At 69.0% G+C, this 21275-nt stretch carries 17 protein-coding genes; 15 read left to right on the top strand and 2 right to left on the bottom strand.

Going from position 1 to position 21275, the window contains the following annotated elements:
• The first annotated feature begins 72 nt into the window (after positions 1–72).
• The 4 genes from meaB to GH815_RS10545 all read left to right on the top strand — a co-directional run bounded on the left by meaB (position 73) and on the right by GH815_RS10545 (position 3196).
• The gene (meaB, locus tag GH815_RS10530; protein ID WP_153748737.1) at positions 73–1056 is read left to right on the top strand and encodes a methylmalonyl Co-A mutase-associated GTPase MeaB; all 984 of its coding nucleotides are present in this window, start codon (positions 73–75) and stop codon (positions 1054–1056) included.
• Positions 1053–1793 carry a glutamine amidotransferase gene (locus GH815_RS10535; protein WP_343030790.1) on the top strand — a complete coding sequence of 247 codons (741 nt, stop codon included), beginning with the start codon at positions 1053–1055 and terminating at the stop codon, positions 1791–1793. Before meaB ends, GH815_RS10535 begins: the two co-directional genes overlap by 4 nt.
• Positions 1794–1908: 115 nt before the next feature.
• Positions 1909–2196, top strand: a complete 288-nt coding sequence (gene rpmB / locus GH815_RS10540) for a 50S ribosomal protein L28 (protein ID WP_153748738.1) — start codon at positions 1909–1911, stop codon at positions 2194–2196.
• Positions 2197–2350: 154 nt separating this feature from the next.
• On the top strand, positions 2351–3196 hold the full coding sequence (locus GH815_RS10545; RefSeq protein WP_153748739.1) for a fumarylacetoacetate hydrolase family protein: 846 nt from the start codon (positions 2351–2353) through the stop codon (positions 3194–3196).
• A gap of 144 nt (positions 3197–3340) precedes the next feature.
• On the opposite strand, the gene GH815_RS10550 is transcribed toward GH815_RS10545, so the two are convergent.
• Positions 3341–4972 carry an alpha-D-glucose phosphate-specific phosphoglucomutase gene (locus GH815_RS10550; RefSeq protein ID WP_153748740.1) on the bottom strand — a complete coding sequence of 544 codons (1632 nt, stop codon included), beginning with the start codon at positions 4970–4972 and terminating at the stop codon, positions 3341–3343.
• Positions 4973–5172: 200 nt separating this feature from the next.
• On the opposite strand from GH815_RS10550, the gene GH815_RS10555 reads away from it, so the two are divergent.
• Both GH815_RS10555 and GH815_RS10560 read left to right on the top strand, forming a co-directional pair.
• Positions 5173–5631: a (2Fe-2S)-binding protein gene (locus GH815_RS10555; RefSeq protein WP_153748741.1), complete on the top strand. Its 459-nt coding sequence runs from the start codon at positions 5173–5175 to the stop codon at positions 5629–5631.
• 3 nt (positions 5632–5634) lie between these two features.
• The gene (locus GH815_RS10560) at positions 5635–7872 is read left to right on the top strand and encodes a xanthine dehydrogenase family protein molybdopterin-binding subunit (RefSeq protein ID WP_153748742.1); all 2238 of its coding nucleotides are present in this window, start codon (positions 5635–5637) and stop codon (positions 7870–7872) included.
• Positions 7873–7968: 96 nt separating this feature from the next.
• Here GH815_RS10560 and truA read toward each other — a convergent pair whose 3' ends face one another.
• Positions 7969–8763, bottom strand: a complete 795-nt coding sequence (gene truA, locus GH815_RS10565; protein WP_153748743.1) for a tRNA pseudouridine(38-40) synthase TruA — start codon at positions 8761–8763, stop codon at positions 7969–7971.
• A gap of 105 nt (positions 8764–8868) precedes the next feature.
• On the opposite strand from truA, the gene GH815_RS10570 reads away from it, so the two are divergent.
• The 9 genes from GH815_RS10570 to GH815_RS10610 all read left to right on the top strand — a co-directional run bounded on the left by GH815_RS10570 (position 8869) and on the right by GH815_RS10610 (position 21274).
• Positions 8869–10299: a YcjX family GTP-binding protein gene (locus GH815_RS10570; protein ID WP_153748744.1), complete on the top strand. Its 1431-nt coding sequence runs from the start codon at positions 8869–8871 to the stop codon at positions 10297–10299.
• Positions 10300–11027: 728 nt separating this feature from the next.
• Entirely contained in the window at positions 11028–12062 is a 1035-nt protein-coding gene (locus GH815_RS19200; RefSeq protein WP_343030797.1) for a YcjF family protein, read from the top strand.
• 178 nt (positions 12063–12240) lie between these two features.
• Positions 12241–15180 (top strand): isoleucine--tRNA ligase, encoded by a 2940-nt coding sequence (gene ileS / locus GH815_RS10580; RefSeq protein WP_153748797.1) that lies wholly within the window; start codon positions 12241–12243, stop codon positions 15178–15180.
• A 204-nt stretch (positions 15181–15384) separates the two neighbouring features.
• Positions 15385–16554, top strand: coding sequence for a peptidoglycan glycosyltransferase FtsW (locus GH815_RS10585; protein WP_153748745.1), 1170 nt, complete (start codon positions 15385–15387; stop codon positions 16552–16554).
• Positions 16551–17645: a UDP-N-acetylglucosamine--N-acetylmuramyl-(pentapeptide) pyrophosphoryl-undecaprenol N-acetylglucosamine transferase gene (locus tag GH815_RS10590; protein ID WP_153748746.1), complete on the top strand. Its 1095-nt coding sequence runs from the start codon at positions 16551–16553 to the stop codon at positions 17643–17645. The genes GH815_RS10585 and GH815_RS10590 overlap by 4 nt, the downstream gene beginning before the upstream one ends.
• Positions 17646–17673: 28 nt before the next feature.
• A complete protein-coding gene (murC, locus tag GH815_RS10595; RefSeq protein ID WP_153748798.1) occupies positions 17674–19071 on the top strand; it encodes a UDP-N-acetylmuramate--L-alanine ligase in 1398 nt (465 codons plus the stop codon).
• 12 nt (positions 19072–19083) lie between these two features.
• A complete protein-coding gene (locus GH815_RS10600) occupies positions 19084–20754 on the top strand; it encodes a hypothetical protein (protein WP_153748747.1) in 1671 nt (556 codons plus the stop codon).
• Positions 20751–21011, top strand: a complete 261-nt coding sequence (locus GH815_RS10605) for a DUF2484 family protein (RefSeq protein ID WP_153748748.1) — start codon at positions 20751–20753, stop codon at positions 21009–21011. The genes GH815_RS10600 and GH815_RS10605 overlap by 4 nt, the downstream gene beginning before the upstream one ends.
• Positions 21008–21274, top strand: coding sequence for a hypothetical protein (locus GH815_RS10610; protein ID WP_153748749.1), 267 nt, complete (start codon positions 21008–21010; stop codon positions 21272–21274). Before GH815_RS10605 ends, GH815_RS10610 begins: the two co-directional genes overlap by 4 nt.
• Position 21275: the final 1 nt, after the last annotated feature.

Genomic DNA, 21275 nt, shown 5'->3' on the forward strand with positions numbered 1-21275 from the left:
GTGCAGGCCAGAGGGCTGGACAGCCCCGCGCACACGCGGCAAGACAAGGGCCGCGCAGCAGCGGAGCCGCCCATGGATATCGAGGATCTTGCCACCCGCATCCGCGTCGGCGAACGCCGGGCGCTGGCCCGCGCGATCACGCTGGTCGAAAGCGGCCGGTCCGATCACCGGGAAGCGGCGCAGGCGCTGCTGGACCGGCTGGCGCAAAGCCCCGGCCAGGCGTTGCGCATCGGGCTGTCGGGCACGCCGGGGGTGGGCAAGTCGACCTTTGTCGAAAGCTTCGGCACGTTGCTAACCGGGAAGGGCCACAAGGTCGCGGTGCTGGCGGTGGACCCAAGCTCGGCCCGCTCGGGCGGCTCGATCCTGGGCGACAAGACGCGGATGGAACGGCTGAGCCGCGACCCGAACGCCTTTATCCGCCCCTCGCCGAGCCAGTCGGCGCTGGGCGGCGTGGCGCGGCGCACGCGCGAGGCGGTGACGCTGTGCGAGGCGGCGGGCTTCGACATCGTGCTGATCGAGACGGTGGGCGTGGGCCAGTCCGAGACCATGGTCGCCGAGATGACGGATCTGTTCATCCTGCTGATGGCGCCCGCAGGCGGCGACGAATTGCAGGGCGTCAAGCGCGGCATCATGGAAATGGCCGACCTGATCCTGGTTAACAAGGCCGATGGCGATCTGAAACCGGCGGCCGAACGCACGCGGGGCGATTACGCGGGCGCGCTGCGGCTGTTGCGCCGCCGCCCGCAGGATCCCGAGGGGTTCCCCAAGGCGATCTGCGTCTCGGCGCTGCAGGAGGCCGGGCTGGCAGAGGCCTGGGCCGAGATGCAGGCGCTGGCCGAGTGGCGCCGCGAAACCGGCCATTTCGAGGCGCGGCGGACCGAACAGGCGCGCTACTGGTTCGCCGAGGAGGTGCGCCGCGGGCTTCTGGCGCGGCTCGATGCCGACCCGGCGATGCGGGCGCGGATGGCAGCCCTGGGCGCGCAGGTGGCGGCCGGTCAGACCAGCGTGGAACGCGCCACCGCCGACATGCTGGCCGCGCTTGGTGCTGCGCCGTGAAGCCCTTTCTGGTGCTGCAACTGCGCCCCGAGACCGAGGCCGCCGATGACGAGTTCGCCGCCATTCTGGCCAAGGGCGGGCTTTCGCCGGATCAGGTGCGGCGCATCCGGCTGGATGCCGAACCGCTGCCCGCGGGACTGGATCTTGGCGCCCATTCCGGCGTGATCGTGGGCGGCGGGCCGGGCTGCGTTTCGGACCCCGAGGATGCGAAATCCCCGGTCGAGCAGCGGATCGAGGCCGCGGTCATGGGGCTGATGCCCGAGATCACCGCCCGCGATTTCCCCTTTCTGGGCTGCTGCTACGGCATCGGCATCCTCGCCCATCATCTGGGCGCCGAGGTCTCCAAGGCCCGCTTCTCCGAACCGGTCGGCGCCACCACCTGCCATCTGACCGAAGCGGGCCGCAGCGATCCCTTGCTCGCGGGCCTGCCCGACAGCTTCCGCGCCTTTGTCGGCCACAAGGAGGCGGTGCAGGGCCTGCCGCCGGGCTGCGCGCATCTGCTGGCCTCGGACCCGTGCCCGTTCCAGATGATCCGCTTTGGCGCCAATGTCTATGCCACCCAGTTCCACCCCGAGGCCGACAGCGCGGGCTTCGAGCTGCGCATCCGCATCTATCGCGACCGCGGCTATTTCCCGCCCGAAACCGCCGATGACCTGGTGGCGATGTGCCGGGCCGAGGATGTGCGCCTGCCCGAAACCATCCTGAAGCGGTTTGTCGCGCGCTACGCATGCGATTGACCCGCTTTCCCCATGAATCGCTTGACGCCCCCCGGGATTGCCCGTAATGCACCGCGACGGAATTCGCGGCGCTGCCCCTGCGGCGCCCCCTGCTATTCGAGACGAGGAAGAACCCATGTCGCGCGTCTGCGAACTGACCGGTAAAGGTCCGATGGTCGGCAACAATGTCAGCCACGCCAACAACAAGACCAAGCGGCGCTTCCTGCCGAACCTGAACGAGGTCACGCTGCTGTCCGACGCGCTGGGCCGTTCGTTCAAGCTGCGCATCTCGGCCTCGGCGCTGCGCTCGGTCGATCACCGCGGCGGTCTGGACGCCTTCCTCGCCAAGGCGTGCGAGGATGAGCTGTCGACCAAGGCGCTGAAGATCAAGAAGGACATCGAAAAGGCCCAGGCGACCGCCTGACATCGGCCCTCCAATCCTGCCTGTCGGCCCCGCGCAGCAAGCGGGGCCGTTTGCGTTTCTGCCACCCGGCCTCGACAAGCGTCCCGGCACGGGTATACCTGACGCGATCCGCCCGCCCCGCCGGCGCGGCGGCACAAGGCCGAGGGAGAGACGGATGAAGCTGCTGAGGGTGGGCCCCGTGGGCCAGGAGAAACCGGCGATTCTGGACGCCGAAGGCGGGATGCGCGACCTTTCGGGCCGCGTCCCCGATTTCGCCGGGGCGGGTGTCTCGCCCGAGGCGCTGGATGCGATCCGCGCGCTCGACCTGTCCGCGCTGCCGCTGATCGCACCCGGCACGCGCATCGGCCCCTGCCTTGCCGCGGTGCCGAATTTCCACGCGATCGGGCTGAACTACGCGAAACACGCCGCCGAAACCGGCTCGAAACCGCCCGCCGAACCGATCCTCTTTTCCAAGGCAACCTCCTGCCTGTCCGGCCCCTTTGATCCGGTCGTGATCCCGCGCGACTCGGAAAAGACCGACTGGGAGGTGGAACTGGGCGTGGTCATCGGTCGCGCCGCGCACAATGTCTCCGAAGATGACGCGCTGGCCCATGTCGCGGGCTATTGCGTGGTCAACGATGTCTCGGAACGCGCCTTCCAGGTCGAGCGCGGCGGCCAATGGGTCAAGGGCAAGTCCGCCCCCAGCTTTGGCCCCGTCGGCCCCTGGCTGGTGACCGCCGACGAGGTGCCCGACCCCCAGGCGCTGGCGCTCTCGCTCGACCTGAACGGCGTCCGCGTGCAGGACAGCGATACCTCGGACATGATTTTCCCGGTGCGCCAGATCATCAGCTACATGAGCCGCTTCATGCAGCTTGTGCCTGGCGACCTGATCGCGACCGGCACGCCCGCGGGCGTGGGCATGGGCATGAAACCGCCGCGCTTCCTGCGGCCGGGCGACGTGATGGAATTGCGGGTCGAGGGGCTGGGCAGCCAGCGCCAGCATGCAATCGCGGCCCCCTGACAGGGCGCCCGAAGGGATCTGACGCAGCGCGGTCTTCTTCTTGGCCCAAATACCCCCGCGCGGAGCGCGCGCCCGCGTCAGCGGCGCCCGGCCCAACGCCGGACAAGCGGGGCGCAAGCCCCGCGCAGGCCGGGGGCGGGAGGGCTACGTCACGACGTCGGGTGCGGTGCGGCCGGTGCGCGCACGCAGCCCGATGATCTCGTCGGCCGCGGCGATCACGCCCGCCAGCGCCGCGCCGACCGGCAGTTCCAGCCGGGCCGGATCGTCGGTGAAATCCTCAAGATAGACCCGGAGCGTCGCGCCCTCGGTGCCCGTGCCCGACAGCCGGCAGACGATCCGCGCGCCATCCTCGAACCCGATCCGCAGCCCCTGGCGCTCGGACCGGCTGCCATCGACCGGATCGGCATAGGAAAACTCGTCCGCCATCGCGATCCGCCGCCCCGTCACGACCTGCCCGGGCAAGTCCGGCAGGCGCGCGCGCAGATCGTCCAGCATCGCCCCGGCCAACCCGGCATCGAGCGCTTCGTAATCATGGCGCGCGTAATGGTTGCGCCCGAATTCCTGCCAATGGCCGCGCAGCGTGTCGGCGACCGACAGCCGCGTTGCGGCCAGGATGTTCAGCCACAGCAGCACCGCCCAGAGCCCGTCCTTCTCGCGCACATGGTCCGAGCCGGTCCCGGCGCTTTCCTCGCCACACAGCGTCACCCGGCCCGCATCCAGCAGGTTGCCGAAGAATTTCCACCCCGTCGGCGTCTCGTAAAGCGCCAGCCCCCGCGCCGCCGCGACCCGGTCGACCGCGCGCGAGGTCGGCATCGAGCGCGCCACCCCTGCCAGCCCCCGCGCATAGCCCGGCGCCAGATGCGCGTTCGCGGCCAGCACCGCCAGGCTGTCGGAGGGTGTCACGACGATGCCGCGGCCCAGGATCATGTTGCGGTCGCCATCGCCATCCGAGGCCGCGGCGAAATCGGGGGCATCCGGCCCCATCACCAGATCGACCAGATCCTTTGCCCAGATCGGGTTCGGATCGGGATGCCCGCCGCCGAAATCGGGGCTGGGCACGGCATTGACCACGCTGCCCTCGGGCGCGCCCAGCATGTCCTGAAGGATCGCAACCGCATAGGGCCCCGTCACCGCATGCATCGCATCGAAGCGGATCGTGAAGCCGCTGGCGATCAGGGCCCGGATTGCCTCGAAATCGAAAAGCCGCGCCATCAGCGAGGCGTAATCGGCGACCGGATCGACGATCTCGACCACCATGCCGCCCAGCCGCGCCGCCCCCAGCCGCGACAGGTCCACATCCTGCGCCTCGAGGATGTCGTAGCATTGCAGCCGCTGCGTCTCGTCGAAGATGCGGGCGGTCAGATCCTCGGGGGCGGGGCCGCCATTGGCACAGTTGAACTTGACCCCGAAATCCTCGCCCAGCCCGCCGGGATTGTGGCTGGCCGACAGGATGATGCCGCCATCCGTCCGGCGCTGGCGGATCAGGTTCGAGGCTGCGGGCGTCGACAGCAGCGCCCCTTGCCCCACGATCACCTTGGCCGCGCCACTGGCCGCCGCCATGCGCAGGATCACCTGCGCCGCGCGGTCATTGAAATAGCGCCCGTCGCCGCCCAGCACCAGGGTCTTGCCCTGCACCCCGCCGATCGCGTTCCAGATCGCCTGGACGAAATTCTCCAGGTAATGCGGCGCCATGAAGGTTCGGGTCTTCTTGCGCAGCCCCGATGTGCCGGGTTTCTGCCCCTCGATCGGCCGGGTCTGGATCGTGCGTTTCTGCATGCCTGTCGGTCCCTTCTTGCCCGGCCATCCGCACGGGCAGGCGCGAGCATAGCGCCGCCGCCCCGGACCACAACCCACGCAGCCGTGACGCGGCTGCTTGGCGGCATGGCGTTGCCAAACCGGGCCGAAACGGGTGATTGATGCGTGCGGCGCCCGGGCTCGGGGGCCAGGGGATTCGTCGTGAAGGAGGCCGGGGCGCCATGAGGCTGACCGTCAACGGAACCGAACACGAGGTCGATGTCGAACCCGACATGCCGCTTTTGTGGGTGCTGCGCGATGTGCTGGGCCTGACGGGCACGAAATATGGCTGCGGCATCGGCCAATGCGGCGCCTGCACCGTGCATCTGGGCGGGGTCGCGGTGCAGTCCTGCCAGATCGCCGCGGGCGATGTGGATGCCCCCGTGACCACGATCGAGGGGCTGGGCACGCCCGAGGCGCCGCATCCGGTGCAGGCCGCCTGGATCGAGATCCAGGTCGCGCAATGCGGCTATTGCCAGTCGGGCCAGATCATGGCCGCCGCCGCGTTGCTGGCCGAAACGCCCGAGCCCGACGCGACCGAGATCGACGCGGCATTGCATGTCAATCTCTGCCGCTGCGGCACCTATCCGCGGATCCGCGCGGCGGTGCGGCTGGCCGCCGACAAGCTGCGGGAGGGGTAAGCGATGGCAGGCATGGGCAAGATCGCGCGGCGGGGCTTTCTGATCGGGGCGGCGACGGTGGCAGGCGGCTTTGCGGTGGGCGTCTATTCCCTGCGCCAGCCCTATGCCAGCCCGCTGTCCAAGGATCTGCCGCCGGGCATGGCGGTGCTGACGCCCTATGTGGTGATCGACCGGAGCGGGGTCATCCTGATCACCCCGCGCGCCGAGATGGGGCAGGGCGCGACCACGATCCAGGCGGCGCTGATCGCCGAGGAACTGGACATCCCGCTTGACGCGGTGCGCACCGATCCCGGCATGCCCGCGCCCGCCTATTACAATTCAAAGATCGTGGCCGAGGGGCTGCCCTTTGCGGCGACAGATACCGGGCGCGTGGCCGGCGTCGCGCGTGAAACCGGCGACATGCTGGGCAAGCTGATGGGGCTACAGATCACCGGGGGCTCGACGACGGTTCCGGACGGCTATGACCGGCTGCGCCAGGCGGGGGCCATGGCGCGGGCGATGCTGATTACCGCCGCCTCCCGGCGTCTGGGCGTGGCCGAGGCCGAGCTGACCACCGAGGCGGGCGCGGTGATCGCGCCTGACGGCACGCGGCTGTCTTATGTCGAGCTTGCCCCCGCCGCGGGCAGGTTGCTGGAACCGCGTCAGGTCACGCTCAAGGATCCGTCCGAGTGGCGGCTTCTGGGCAAGCCGATGCAGCGGCTCGACATCGTGGCGAAATCGACCGGCACCGAACGCTATGGCATCGACCAGACCGCGCCGGGGATGCTGTTTGCCACCGTGCGCACCAATCCCGCACGCGGCGGCGGCGTGCTGTCCCTTGACGCCAGCCGCGCCGAGGCGATGCGCGGGGTGGTCAAGGTGGTGCGCATCCCCGACGGGATCGGCGTGCTGGCCGACAACACCTGGCGCGCCTTTCAGGCCGCGCAGGCGGTCGAGATCGAATGGGGCCCCGCGCCCTGGCCCGCGGATACCGAGGCGCTGTTCGAAAGCATCGCGGGCGCGTTCGAGACAAGGCGCGACAGCCGCTTGAAGGACGAGGGCGACATCAAGGCCGCGCTGGCGGGTGGCGCGGATGTCGAGGCGGAATACCGCGTGCCCTTCCTCGCCCATGCGCCGCTGGAACCGATGACGGCCTTTGCCTGGTTCCGCAACGGCATCATGGAGTTGCGCGCAGGCACCCAGATCCCGCGCTTCGCGGTCCGGACGGCACGGCGGCTGACCGGCCTGCCGGAGGATCTGGTCGGGCTTTACGCGCTGCCGATGGGCGGCAGTTTCGGTCGTCGGCTGGAGGATGATTTCATCGACCAGGCAGTGCGGCTGGCCTGGGCGGCCGAGGGGCGGCCGGTCAAGCTGACCTGGTCGCGCGAGGAGGACATGGCCCGGGACTTTCCCCGCCCGGCCGCCATCGCGCGCGGTCGCGGACGGGTCGAGGGCGGCAAGGTCGCGGCGATGGATCTGGCGATCGCCGCGCCATCGGTCAGCGCCTCGCAGATGGGGCGGCTGGGGGTGCCGACGATGGGCCCCGATACGGCCATCGTCGCGGGCGCCTGGGACCAGCCCTTCGCGATCCCGGCCTATCGCGTGACGGGCCATCGTGCGCCGGAAACGGTGCCGATCAGTTCCTGGCGCTCGGTCGGGGCCTCGGCCAATGCGTTTTTCCATGAAAGCCTGATGGATGAACTGATCCACGCGGCAGGCGCCGATCCACTGGAAGAACGGCTGCGGCTGTGCACCCACGCGCCCTCTGCCCGGGTGCTGGAGGCGGTGGGCGAATTGTCGGACTGGGGCACGCCGCTTGCGCCCGGCCGCGGGCGGGGGCTGGCGTTCTGCCTGTCCTTCGGCGTGCCCTGCGCCGAGGTGGTCGAGGTGACGGCAGAGGCAAGGGGCATCCGGATCGACCGCGTGTTTGCCGTGGCCGAGGTCGGCCGCGTGCTCGACCCGGTGAATATCGAGAACCAGATGCAGGGGGGCGTGATCTGGGGGCTGTCGCATGCGATGTGGGGCGAGTTGACCTATGCCGAGGGCCGGGCCGAGCAGGAGAATTTCGACAGCTTCCAGGCGATGCGGATCGGCGAATGCCCCGAGATCGTGGTGCGCGCGCTGGAAAGCGGCGGGCCGGTGCGCGGGGTCGGCGAACCGCCCGTTCCGCCCGCCGCCCCGGCGCTTGCGAATGCGATCTTCGCCGCAACGGGGCAACGGCTGCGCGCGCTTCCGCTGGCCCGGGCGGTGCGCTTCGTCTGAGCGGGCAGGGGGGCGCTGCCCCCCGTCCTTGCGGACTCCCCCCGGGGTATTTTCGCCAAGAAGAAGGACAGGGGCGCGCGCTGTTCGTTTCGGGCGTCAGTTATCCGCGTCCGTCCGCACGGGTCTGGCGAAGGGATCGGGGTCGTAGCGCGCGTGCGTCAGGTAGAGCCCCGAGGGCGGGCAGACCGGGCCGCAGGCGGCGCGGTCGCGGGCCAGAAGGGCGTCGCGCACCCGTTCGGGCGGCCAGGCGCCTGCGCCGACCCGTTCCAGCGTGCCGACGATGCTGCGCACCTGATTGTGCAGGAAGCTGCGGGCGCGCAGGTGGAAGCGGAATTCCTGTCCGCCGGGGCAGGCCCGTTCCTCGATCTCGAGCGTATCGAGCGTCTTGACCGGCGATTTCGCCTGGCAGAGCGCGGCGCGGAAGGTGGTGAAGTCGTGCTGCCCGATCAGATGCGCTGCCGCCTCCTGCATCGGGGCGCGTTCGAGCGGGTGGGGCACCTGCCAGACCAGTCCGCGCTCATGCGTCATCGGGGCGCGGCGGGTGACGAGGCGAAAGAGGTAGCGCCGTTCGAGGGCCGAGAAGCGGGCGTGGAAATCATCGCCCACCCGCGCGCAATCCACCACGGCAACGGGGGCGGGCCGCAGGTGGTAGTTCAGCGCCTGCGCCAGCCGGAACGGATCCCAGTCCTTGCGCAGGTCGCAATGGGCGACCTGGCCCAGCGCATGCACGCCCGCATCCGTCCGCCCGGCGGCGGCGATGGCGGGCAGGCCGGGTTCGAGCCGTGCCAGTGCCGCCTCGACCACGCCCTGCACCGAGGGGCGGTCGGCCTGGCGTTGCCAGCCGGAAAACGGCGTGCCGTCATATTCGATCTTCAGCGTGTAGCGGGGCATGGCCGGTCGTTACCGCGACAATCCTTCGCTTGCAATCGCCCATGCCGGGGCTGGCGCGGGCGCGGCGGCGGGCTTACCTTGGCCGGAGCCGTGAAAGGAGCAACCTTGCGCATTGGCGATATTGCCGACGGGCTGACGCGCGGGGCGGAGGGGATTGCCGCCTCGGTGTCCGAGACCTTCCTGGAGCCGGTGGTCCGGCTGGGCGTGACGGGATTGTCGCGGGCCGGAAAGACCGTCTTCATCACCTCGCTGGTGGCCAATCTGATGGATCGCGGGCGAATGCCGCAATTGCGCGCCGCCGCCTCGGGGGCGATCACCGCGGCCCATCTGCGACCCCAGCCCGACAATACCGTGCCGCGATTCGACTACGAGACGCATCTGGCCGCGCTGACCGGGACCGCGCCGCACTGGCCCGACTCGACCCGCGCGGTGTCCGAGTTGCGGCTGTCGCTCAAGGTGCGGCCGGGCGGGCTGGGGCGGCTTCTGGGCACCATGACCGGGCCGCGCACGGTGCATGTGGATATCGTCGATTATCCCGGCGAGTGGCTGCTGGATCTGGCGCTGCTCGACAAGGGCTATGCCGGATGGTCGCGCGAGACGCTGGAACGGATCGAGGCACGGCCCGGTGGGGCGGGGTTCCTGTCGGCGCTGGGCGGGGTCGATCCGGCGGCGAAGCTGGACGAGCCGGTGGCCCAGGGGCTGGCCGGGGCGTTCACCGCCTATCTTCAGGCCGCGCGCGAGGCGGGGTTTTCCGATTGCACGCCGGGCCGCTTCCTGTTGCCGGGCGAGTTGGCGGGCTCGCCCGTGCTGACCTTTGCGCCCTTGCCCGAGCCCGCGGCCGCAACGCCGCGCGGCAGTCTGTGGCGCGAGATGGAGCGGCGCTTCGACGCCTACAAGGCCGAGGTGGTCAAGCCCTTCTTCCGCGAGCATTTCTCGCGGATCGACCGGCAGGTGGTGCTGGTCGATGCGCTGGGCGCGATCCATGCAGGTCCCAGCGCGGTTGAGGATCTGCGCCGAGCGATGACCGAGATCCTGGGCGCGTTCCGGCCCGGCCGCAATGCCTGGCTCACCTCGCTTCTGCTGGGGCGGCGGGTCGAGAAGATCCTGTTTGCCGCGACCAAGGCCGACCATCTGCATCACAGCCAGCATGCCCGGTTGACCGCGATCATGCAGGCTCTGATGCGCGATGCCCGCCGCCGCGCCGATTTCGCGGGTGCCGAGACCGCCGCCATGGCGATTGCCGCCCTGCGCGCGACCGTCGAGGAAACCCGTACCCGCGGCGGCGAAAGCTATGATTGCGTGCGCGGCACGCTGCTGGAGACCGGCCGCGAGGCGGCGCTTTATCCCGGCGAGCTGCCCGAGGATCCGGCGCTGCTGCTCGATCCCGCGCGCGAGGGGGCCGAGGACTGGCTGGACGCCGAATACAACGTCATGCGCTTTGCGCCGGCGCGGCTGACCTTGCGCCCGGGCGAGGGGCCGCCCCATATCCGGCTGGACAAGGCGGCCGAGTTCCTGCTGGGGGGTCGGCTGAAATGACCCGCCGCCCGGTGCTTTTCGACCTCGACGGCGAGGACGACAAGCCCGGCGCGGGGCAGGGAGGGGCGCCGGACCGGGCCGCGACGGCTGCGGCAGAGGAGCGGGAGGCGCGGGACCGGGCCGAGAAGGAAAGGGCCGCGGAGGCGGAGCGCGACCGCGCCGAGCGCGCGCGGCAGGAGCAGGAACGTCAGGCACGGGAGCGCGCCGAGCAGGAAAGGCTGGCTCAGGAACAGGCGGAACAGGCGCGGATCGCGCGCGAGCGGGAAGACCGCGCGCGGGCAGAGGCCGAGCGGTTGGAGCGCGAGCGCACCGAGCGGGACCGCGCGGAACGTGAGCGGGCAGAGGCGGAACGTGTGGAACGCGAGCGCGTAGAGCGTGAGCGGGCCGAGCAGGCGCGGAAAGAGCGCGAGCAGGCCGAATGGGAACAGGCCGAGCGGGAGCGCGTCGCGCGCGAGCGGGCCGAACGCGAGAGGCAGGAACGGGAACGGGCAGAGGCCGAACGGACCGCGCGGGAGCGGGCAGAGGCCGAACGCGCGGAACGCGACCGGGTAGAGCGCGACAGGGCCGAGCAGGCGCGGAAAGAGCGCGAGCGGGCCGAACGCGAGAGGCAGGACCGGGAACGGGCAGAGGCCGAACGGGCAGAGGCCGAGCGGCGGGAACAGGAACGGCGGGAGCGGGCACGAGTGGAACAGGAGCGGGAACGGGCAGAGCGTGAGGCCCGGGCGCGCGTGGCAGCGCCGGAGGGGCCGCGCCGCGAGAGCCGCAAGGCCAGGGCGCCGCGGCTGTTCGAGACCGACGCGGCTGAGGCGCCTGTCTCGCCCGCCTCGGCGCCGCCGGTGCCCGACGCCGATGCGCTGCCCGAGGGCCGCGCGATGCAGGCCGTGGTGGCGCTGGCCGCCCGGCCGCCCTCGCGGCTGGGGCGGTTCTTCTGGGCCTCGTTCACGGCGCTGATCGGTTTTGCCGTCTCGCTGGCGGCCTGGGATTTCGTCACCGGCCTGATCGGGCGCAACCCGGTGCTGGGCGGCATTGCCGTGCTGCTGGCGGGATGCGTGCTGCTGGCGCTGTTGCTGATCGGGCTGCGCGAGATGGCGGCGTTTTCGCGGCTGGCGCGGCTCGACCGGCTGCATGCCGAGACCGAAGCCGCGCTCGCCACCCATGACCTGACCGCCGCGCGCGCGGTGCTGGACCGGCTGCTGGCGCTTTATGCCCGGCGCGAGGATACGCTTTGGGGCCGCGAGCGGGTCAAGGACCGGCAGGACGAGATCCTGGATGCCGACGGGCTCCTGGGGTTGGCCGAGCGCGAATTGCTGGCCCCGCTGGATGCCGCCGCCACGCGCGAGATCGAGGCCGCGTCCCGAACCGTGGCCGCCGTGACCGCCATCGTGCCGCTGGCCCTGGCCGATATCGCGACGGCGATGGTGGCGAACCTGCGCATGATCCGGCGGATTGCCGAGATCTATGGCGGGCGGGGCGGTTTTCTGGGCTCGATCCGGCTGGGGCGTGCGGTGATGACGCATCTGGTCGCCACGGGGGCGGTGGCGGTGGGCGATGACATGCTGGGCTCGATTGCGGGCGGCGGCGTGCTGTCGCGCGTCTCGCGCCGGTTCGGCGAGGGTGTGGTCAACGGCGCGCTGACCGCGCGGGTGGGTGTCGCCGCGATGGAGGTCTGCCGCCCGCTGCCGTTTCGCGAACTCAAGCGCCCCTCGGTTGGGGCCTTGGTCAAGCGCGCGCTGACGGGACTGTTCTCGAAACCCGACGCCTGAGCCGCCCTTTACGGCCCCGTCCGCGCGGCCTATAAGCCCGCCCATGTCGTCCGGACCCCTGCGCATCCTTCGAATTAGCCGCCCGGCGCTCTGATCCAGAGCGGCCGGGACAAGGCGCTTGACCCCTCGCGCCGAAGCTTCAACAGATCGCATGACCCGTTTTCCGAGGACCGCCCCCATGTGCGCCGACACGCCCGACTATCGCGACACCGTCTTCCTGCCCGAAACCGATTTCCCGATGCGCGCGGGCCTGCCCGAGCGCGAACCCGCCTGGCTGGAGCGCTGGGCGCGGCTCGGGGTCTATGACCGGCTGCGGGAAAATACGGGGCGGCCGCCCTTCATCCTGCATGACGGCCCGCCCTACGCGAACGGGCATCTGCATATCGGCCACGCGCTGAACAAGATCCTCAAGGATTTCATCGTGCGCAGCCAGCAGATGATGGGCAAGGACGCCCGCTATGTGCCGGGCTGGGATTGCCACGGGCTGCCCATCGAATGGAAGATCGAGGAACAGTATCGGGCCAAGGGGCTCGACAAGGATTCGGTGGACGTGGTCGCCTTTCGTCAGGAATGCCGGAAATTCGCCGAAGGCTGGATCGGGGTGCAGCGCGAGGAATTCAAGCGCCTCGGCATCACCGGCAACTGGGCCGATCCCTACCTGACCATGGATTTCCACGCCGAGGCCGTGATCGCGCAGGAATTCATGACATTCCTGATGAACGGCGCGCTCTATCAGGGCTCCAAGCCCGTGATGTGGAGCCCCGTCGAAAAGACCGCATTGGCCGAGGCCGAGGTCGAATATCACGACCACCAGAGCCACACGATCTGGGTGAAGTTTCCGGTTGTGGCAGTTAGAAATACTCCGGTCCTTCGGACGTTGAGCAGTATCAATCCAGTTGATGCGCTTGTCGGCGCAAAGGTGGTGATCTGGACAACAACACCTTGGACCATCCCGCAGAACCGCGCTGTGGCTTACAATCCAGCGATCACGTACGGGCTTTTCGAGGTGACCTCGGTTCTTGAGGGTGCTTCGGCTGTTGAAGGCGAACGTATCCTTGTTGCCGACAATCTGGCTGAGCAGACGTTCAGACAGGCCAAGGTTCAGGAGTATAATCGTATCGCGACGGTATCCTTTGTCGGCACCGAGAAAATATCTCTCGCCCACCCCTTCCGCGGCATCGAGGGCGGCAATGGCGAGTGGGATTTCGACGTGCCCATGCTGCCCGGCGATCACGTCACCGACGACGCAGGGACAGGCTTTGTCCATACCGCGCCCAGCCATGGCGATGACGACTACCAGATCGGCCTGAAATACAACCTGCCGATGACGTATAATGTCCTTGAGGACGGCTCGTTCCGGCCCGACCTGCCGATCTTTGGCGGGCAGGCGATCCTGACGCCCGAGGGCAAGGAAGGCCCGGCCAATGTCTCGGTGATCAAGCAACTGGCCTATGCCGGGGCGCTGCTGGCCAAGGGCAAGCTGAAACACAGCTACCCGCATAGCTGGCGCTCGAAGGCGCCCTTGATCTACCGCAACACGCCGCAATGGTTCGCCGCCATCGACCACAGGCTGGACGATGGCATGGGCAGCTATGGCGACACGATCCGGCAACGCGCGCTGACCTCGATCGACCAGTTGGTGCGCTGGACGCCGCAGACCGGGCGCAACCGGCTTTACTCGATGATCGAGGCCCGGCCCGACTGGGTTCTGTCGCGCCAGCGCGCCTGGGGCGTGCCGCTGACCTGTTTCGTCAAGCGCGGCGCCAAGCCCACCGATCCCGATTTCCTGCTGCGCGACCGGGCGGTGAACGCGCGCATCGTGGCGGCGTTCGAGGCCGAAGGGGCGGATGCCTGGTATGCCGAGGGGGCGAAGGCGCGGTTCCTCGGGACCGACCACGACCCCGAGGCTTACGATCAGGTCATGGACGTGCTGGATGTGTGGTTCGATTCAGGCTCCACCCATGCCTTCGTGCTGCGCGACCGGGCGGACGGGGCGGCGGACGGGATTGCGGATCTGTATCTTGAGGGCACTGACCAGCATCGCGGCTGGTTCCATTCCTCGATGCTTCAGGCCTGCGGCACCATCGGCCGGGCGCCCTATCGCGGCGTGCTGACCCATGGCTTCACGCTGGACGAGAAGGGCAACAAGATGTCCAAATCGCTCGGCAACACCGTCGCGCCCGAGGATGTCATCAAGCAATATGGTGCCGACATCCTGCGGCTGTGGGTGGCGCAGTCGGATTATACCGTGGACCTGCGCATCGGGCCGGAGATCCTGAAAGGCGTGGCCGACAGCTACCGCCGCCTGCGCAACACGCTGCGATTCCTGCTGGGCAATCTGGCCGGGTTCACCGAGGCCGAACGGGTCGCGCCCGCCGAGATGCCTGAACTGGAACGCTGGGTGCTGCACCGGCTGGCGGAACTCGACCAGCGGGTGCGGCAGGGCTATGATGCCTATGATTTCCAGGGCGTGTTCCAGGCGCTGTTCAACTTCTGCACCGTGGATCTGTCGGCCTTCTATTTCGACATCCGCAAGGACGCGCTGTATTGCGATGCGCCGGGCAGCCCGCGCCGCCGGGCCGCGCGCAGTGTGCTGGACCTGCTGTTCCACCGCCTGACCACCTGGCTTGCGCCGATGCTGGTCTTCACGATGGAGGATGTCTGGCTTGCGCGTTTCCCGGGCGAGGAGGGGTCCGTGCATTTTGAGGATATCCCCGAGACGCCTGCGGAGTGGCGCGACGACGCGCTGGCGGCGAAATGGGCGGGCATGCGGCAGGTGCGGCGCGTGGTGACGGCGGCGCTGGAGATCCAGCGTCAGGACAAGGTGATCGGCGCAAGCCTGGAGGCAGCACCCGTCGTCCATGTCGAGGACGCGGCCGTGCTGGCCGCGCTGAAGACGGTCGAGTTCGCCGATCTCTGCATCACCTCGGACATACTGCTGACCGCCGATCCCAGCCCGAACGAGGCCTTCCGCCTGCCCGAAGTGCCGGGCGTGGGCGTGGTCTTTGAAAAGGCCGAGGGCGAGAAATGCCAGCGCTGCTGGAAGATCCTGCCCGATGTCGGCAGCCACGCCCACCCGGGCACCTGCGCCCGCTGCGCCGCGGTGCTGGGCGGATAGATCGGGGGCGCCCGCTGGCGCGGGCGCTTGCCTCCGGCGGGGGTATCCGGACCGGCAAGACGGGCGGGCGAGCGCCCTGCGGCCCGTTCCCGCGCAGCGGGCGGCGGTAACCTTTCCAGACTGGCGTGCGGCGCACTTTGGCGCTACACTGAACTCTAGACCCGGCAAACGGGCGAAGGCAGAGGCAGTCGAGGCAGTACGCCCATGACGGAAATGGTCTACGGGACCGCGCCGATTCGCGCGGGCGAACCGGTTCTGCCGCGTTGGTGGCGGACGGTGGACAGGTGGGCGATCACCTGCATCCTGATGCTGTTCGGGGTGGGGCTGTTGCTGGGGCTGGCGGCCTCGCCGCCGCTGGCCGCCAAGAACGGGCTGGCCGCTTTCTACTATGTCGAACGGCAGATGATGTTCGGCGCGCTGGCGCTGGGCGTGATGATGGTCGTCTCGATGATGTCGCCGGACATGGTGCGCAGGCTGGGCGTGATCGGCTTTCTGGGCGCCTTCGTCGCGCTGGCCCTGCTGCCGTTTCTGGGCACCGATTTCGGCAAGGGGGCGGTGCGGTGGTATTCGCTGGGCTTCGCGTCCGTCCAGCCCTCGGAATTCCTGAAGCCCGGCTTCATCGTGCTGGCGGCCTGGATGCTGGCCGCCGCGCAGGAACTGAACGGGCCGCCCGGGCGCATGATGTCGCTGGCGGTGACGCTGGCGGTGGTGCTGATCCTCGCCTTCCAGCCCGATTTCGGGCAGGCGGCGCTGATCCTGTTTGCCTGGGGCGTGATGTATTTCGTGGCCGGTGCGCCCTTCCTGTTGCTGGTCGCCGTGGCAGGTGCGGTTGTTGCGGGGGGCACGCTGGCCTATCAGGGATCCGAGCATTTTGCCCGCCGCATCGACGGCTTCCTGTCCTCCGAGATCGACCCGCGCACGCAGCTTGGCTATGCGGTGAACGCGATCCAGGAAGGCGGGTTCTTCGGCGTGGGCGTGGGCGAGGGGCAGGTGAAATGGTCGCTGCCCGATGCGCATACCGATTTCATCATCGCGGTTGCGGCCGAGGAATACGGGCTGGTGCTGGTGGCTGCGATCATCGGGCTTTACGCGGTGATCGTCGTGCGCTCGCTGTTCCGGCTGATGCGCGAGCGCGACACCTTCATCCGGATCGCGGGCACGGGGCTGGCCTGCACCTTTGGCGTGCAGGCGCTGATCAACATGGGCGTGGCGGTCAAACTGCTGCCCGCCAAGGGCATGACGCTGCCCTTTGTCAGCTATGGCGGCTCGTCGCTGATCGCCATGGGCATCATGGTGGGCATGCTGCTGGCGCTGACGCGCAGCCGGCCGCAGGGCGAGATCGGCGACATCCTGCGCCGCAGGGGGCTGGCATGAGCGCGCCGCTTCTGGTCATTGCCGCGGGCGGCACCGGCGGGCACATGTTCCCGGCCCAGGCGCTGGCCGAGGCGATGCTGGCGCGCGGCTGGCGGGTCAAGCTGTCGACCGATGCGCGCGGCGCACGCTATGCGGGGGGATTTCCGCGGCAGGTCGAGATCGCCCGCGTGGCCGCCGACAGTCTGGCGCGCGGCGGGCTGGTCGAGCGGATCGCGGCGCCCTTCCGGCTGGGCGTGGGCGTGGTGGTGGCGCTGGTGAGCATGCTGCGCGACCGTCCGGCGGTGGTGGCGGGCTTTGGCGGCTATCCGTCCTTCCCGGCGCTGACGGCCGCGATCGCGCTGAAACTGCCGCGGATGATCCATGAACAGAACGGCGTGCTGGGGCAGGTGAACGAGCTTTATGCCCGGCGCGTTCATGCCATCGGCTGTGGCACATGGCCGACCGATCTGCCCGATGGTGTCGAGGCATGGCATGTCGGCAACCCTGTGCGCGCAGCGGTGATGGAACGCGCGGGCGCACCCTATATCCCGCCGGGCGACTATCCGATGAGCATTGTCGCCATCGGTGGCAGCCAGGGCGCGCGGGTGCTGTCGGACACTGTGCCCGCCGCCATCGCCGCCCTGCCCGAGCATCTGCGCCGCCATATCCGCGTGTCCCATCAGGCCCGCGAAGAGGATGTGGCGCGGGTCGATCTGGCCTATGCGCAGGCGGGTATCGAGGCCGATGTCCGGCCCTTCTTCAACGACATTCCCGCGCGTCTGGCCGAGGCGCAGCTTGTCATCAGCCGCGCCGGGGCCTCGTCGATTGCCGATATTTCGGTGATCGGGCGGCCCTCGATCCTGATCCCCTATCCTTACGCGACGGGCGATCATCAGACCGCCAATGCCCGCGGGCTGGTCGAGGCGGGGGCGGCGATCCTGATCCCCGAATCCGCCCTTGACCCCGCCGCGCTGTCGGCGCAAATCGCCACGGTTCTCGAACAACCCGAAGGGGCCATTCGCATGGCCCATGCCGCGCTGTCCTGCGGACGGCCCGATGCGGCCGAACGGCTGGTCGAGATTGTCGAGGCGCTGGGCGGAGAAGGGCGATAGCATGAACCTTGCAACGGGACAGGACTGGATGAGCGCGGCGACCAAGCTACCGACCGATGTGGGGCCGATCCATTTCGTCGGCATTGGCGGCATCGGCATGTCGGGCATTGCCGAGGTGCTGCTGAACCTCGGCTACCGGGTGCAGGGCTCTGACCTGAAGGGATCGAAGATCACCGACCGGCTGAAGGCGATGGGCGCCACCATCTTCGAGGGCCAGCGCGCCGAGAACCTTGCGGGGGCGTCGGTGGTGGTGATCTCCTCCGCGATCAAGCCGGGCAACCCGGAGCTTGACGCCGCGCGGCTGTCGGGTCTGCCGGTGGTGCGCCGGGCCGAGATGCTGGCCGAACTGATGCGGCTGAAATCGAATGTCGCGATCGCGGGCACCCATGGCAAGACCACGACGACCACGATGGTCGCGACGCTGCTGGATGCGGGCGGGCTGGATCCCACGGTCATCAATGGCGGCATCATCCACGCCTATGGCTCGAACGCGCGGCTGGGCGCGGGCGAATGGATGGTGGTCGAGGCCGATGAAAGCGACGGCACCTTTACCCGCCTGCCCGCCACCATCGCCATCGTCACTAATATCGACCCCGAGCATATGGAGCATTGGGGCAGTTTCGACCGGCTGCGGCAGGGCTTTCACGATTTCGTCTCGAACATCCCGTTCTATGGGCTGGCGGTCTGCTGCACCGATCACCCCGAGGTGCAGGCGCTGGTCGGCCGCGTCACCGACCGCCGGGTGGTGACCTTCGGTTTCAACGCGCAGGCCGATGTGCGCGCGGTGAACCTGAGCTACAAGGCGGGCGTGGCGCAGTTCGACATCGCGTTGCAGGCCGAGGATGTCCTGATCGAGGGCTGCACCCTGCCGATGCCGGGGGATCACAACGTGTCCAACGCCCTGGGCGCGGTGGCCGTGGCGCGTCACCTCGGCATGAAGGGCGACGAGATCCGTTCGGCGTTGGCGGGGTTCCGCGGCGTGAACCGGCGCTTTACCAAGGTCGGAGAGGTCGGCGGCGTCACCATCATCGACGATTACGGCCATCATCCGGTGGAGATCGCCGCCGTGCTCCGCGCCGCGCGGCAGGCCGGGTCGGGCCGCGTGATCGCGGTTCACCAGCCGCACCGCTACACGCGGCTGCATTCGCTGTTCGACGAGTTCTGCACCTGCTTCAACGATGCCGATGTGGTGGGCATTGCCGAAGTCTATGCCGCGGGCGAGGATCCGATCCCCGGCATCAGCCGCGACGATCTGGTGGCGGGCCTGATCCGCCACGGCCACCGCCACGCCCACGCGATCCTGTGCGAGGACGATCTGGAACGTCTGGTCCGCGCCGAGGCCGGTCCGGGCGACATGGTGGTGTGCTTGGGCGCAGGCACGATCAGCACCTGGGCGAACGGGCTGCCGAAACGGTTGGGGGGTTAGGTCCGCGGGGCGATGGTCGAGATTGCGGAGATCAGGGACGAGGAGAGCTTCAAGGCGTGGCTTGAGCAGGAAGATCTGCCGAAAGATGCCCTAGTGGCGCTGGCTCATCGGGCGGCGATGCGGGTGCTGCCGATTTGGTGGGCGCAGGTCCATGCGGCAGAGTGGGTGCGCCAACGTGAATTGACAGCCCTGCCGAGTCTGCGCTGCGCCCTGATTTCAGGGTTGACGACGTTGGGCGCCACCCCTGAAATCAGGGCGTCGGCGGCCGCCGACGCCGCCCACGCCTACCCCTACCCTGCCGCCGCCGCCGACGTCGCCGCCGAAGCCGCTACCTCCGCCGTTGCCGCCGCCCTCACCACCGTCCGCACCGTAGCCAATACCGCCGCCGCAGCCGGTGCCGCTGCTGTCGCCACCGCCCATGCCGCCGACGCTGCCGCCGACGCGTGGACTGCGTTGCGAGAGGATTGCGCCGCGCGCGCCGATGTCCCACGGCTCATGGCCACCCCCCTGTGGCACGAGGCCGAGCGGCCCTTCGACGGGATATGGCACAGCGTGCGCACCCAATACCCGCCCGACGGCGACCATCCCTGGGCCTTCTGGATCGACTGGTATCAACGCGCCCTCGACGGCACCGAGACGCGCTGGGATCTGCTGCGCAAGATCGCCCTGATCGACAACGCCATCTGGGAGGCCGGACCCGAAGCCGTCGCCGCAGAAATCGTGCGGCTGCAAGGGGGTGAGCGCACGCCGCTCGCGCGGGCCTATCCGGTCGATTTCACCTTCGACGCTCTGCTGCGCGTCATGCGGATGGTGGGCATCGACGACGACATGCGCCATCTGCATGATCCGTCCGTGGTGCGGGCGTTTCTCGACAATTGCGAGGAATTGCGCGACAAGTTGCAGGATTTCGCGGATTATGCCTCCGATCTCAGCGGCGGCGGAAATTCCGCGGGTGTTCTGAAACGCGCGGCGCAGAAGGTGCTGAGCGAGTTGCAGCGCACCGAGGATTTCCACCATCTGCGCGCCCGGCGCATCGTCGAGCTTGCCGGGGAACTGGAACTTTTTTCCAAGGAAGAACGCGCCCGCGCCGATCTGGGCCAGACGCTTTCGCTTATCCTCGACAACGCCATTTCCCTGTTGCGCGATGTCACCCGCCGCCATTTCGGCCCGTCCTATACGGCGCTTGCGCCGCTGTCGGACCTGTCGCTGGACCATGTCGATCAGGATGCCGTCATTGCGCTGTTCGACGACATGATCGGGCGCATGGAGGCGCTGCCTTCGAACGAATTGGTGGCGCTGGATCAGGACGGGTTGAATGTCTTCCGCGACATGCTGCGCGAGGCGAGGGAGTTCCGCGCCGCGATCGCCGAAGCCTCGACCGATGCGTTCCGCGAGGTGATGGAGGCCCGCTTTGCCGAAAGCCTTGGCAGCACGGGGCTGGCCGTGGGCAGGTTCATCGAGAAATCCTCCGAAGCCGCCGGGAAGGCAGGCGCGGTGGCGGACTGGACGGAAAGGCAGTTCAAGCGCGTCACGTCTTTGGCCGATATCGTCGAGGCCATTCGTGCGTATTTCAATTCAGGGGGGGGCATCGGGATGACCAAAGCCCTGAAACGGCACATCGGCCCTCAGACAGCCTGCGCGGCGGGGTGCATCCGGCGCGCGGATCGGGAGGCGATGCGATGACCGTTTCGCTGATCCTGGCCTGTCTGTGGGTCGTGGTGGCGGCCGGGTTGGGGATGCTGCCGCAGCGGTTTCACTGGCCCGCGGCCTATGGGCTGATCGCGCTGGGAATCCCGCTTCTGGGCTATGTCACCTATCAGAACGGGCCGTTGGCAGGGATGGTGGCGATGGCGGCTGGTGTCTCGGTGCTGCGCTGGCCCACGCTTTATCTGCTGCGCTGGCTGGCGCGTCCGTTGCGCCGCCGCCAGCGCGAGGAATGACGGTCCTTCTGGTCTATGCGGGCTGGGCTGCGGCGCCGATCATGGCCTATGCCGCGCTGTCGCACGGGCTGCGCCGGGCCTTGACGGGGTTTCTGGCGCTGATCGGGGGCTATTCCGTTCTTGTCTGGCTGACCTGGGCGGCGCTGGTCCGGGGGGCGGGCGGGCCGGTTGCGCCGCTGGCCGTGATCGGACCATGGGCGGGCGTTGCGCTGCTGTCGGTGCTGCTTTATGCCCTGGGCGCATGGATCGGACGCGACAGATGAG

The sequence above is a fragment of the Rhodovulum strictum genome (assembly GCF_009649175.1).
In the GTDB taxonomy this organism is placed as follows: domain Bacteria; phylum Pseudomonadota; class Alphaproteobacteria; order Rhodobacterales; family Rhodobacteraceae; genus Rhodovulum; species Rhodovulum strictum.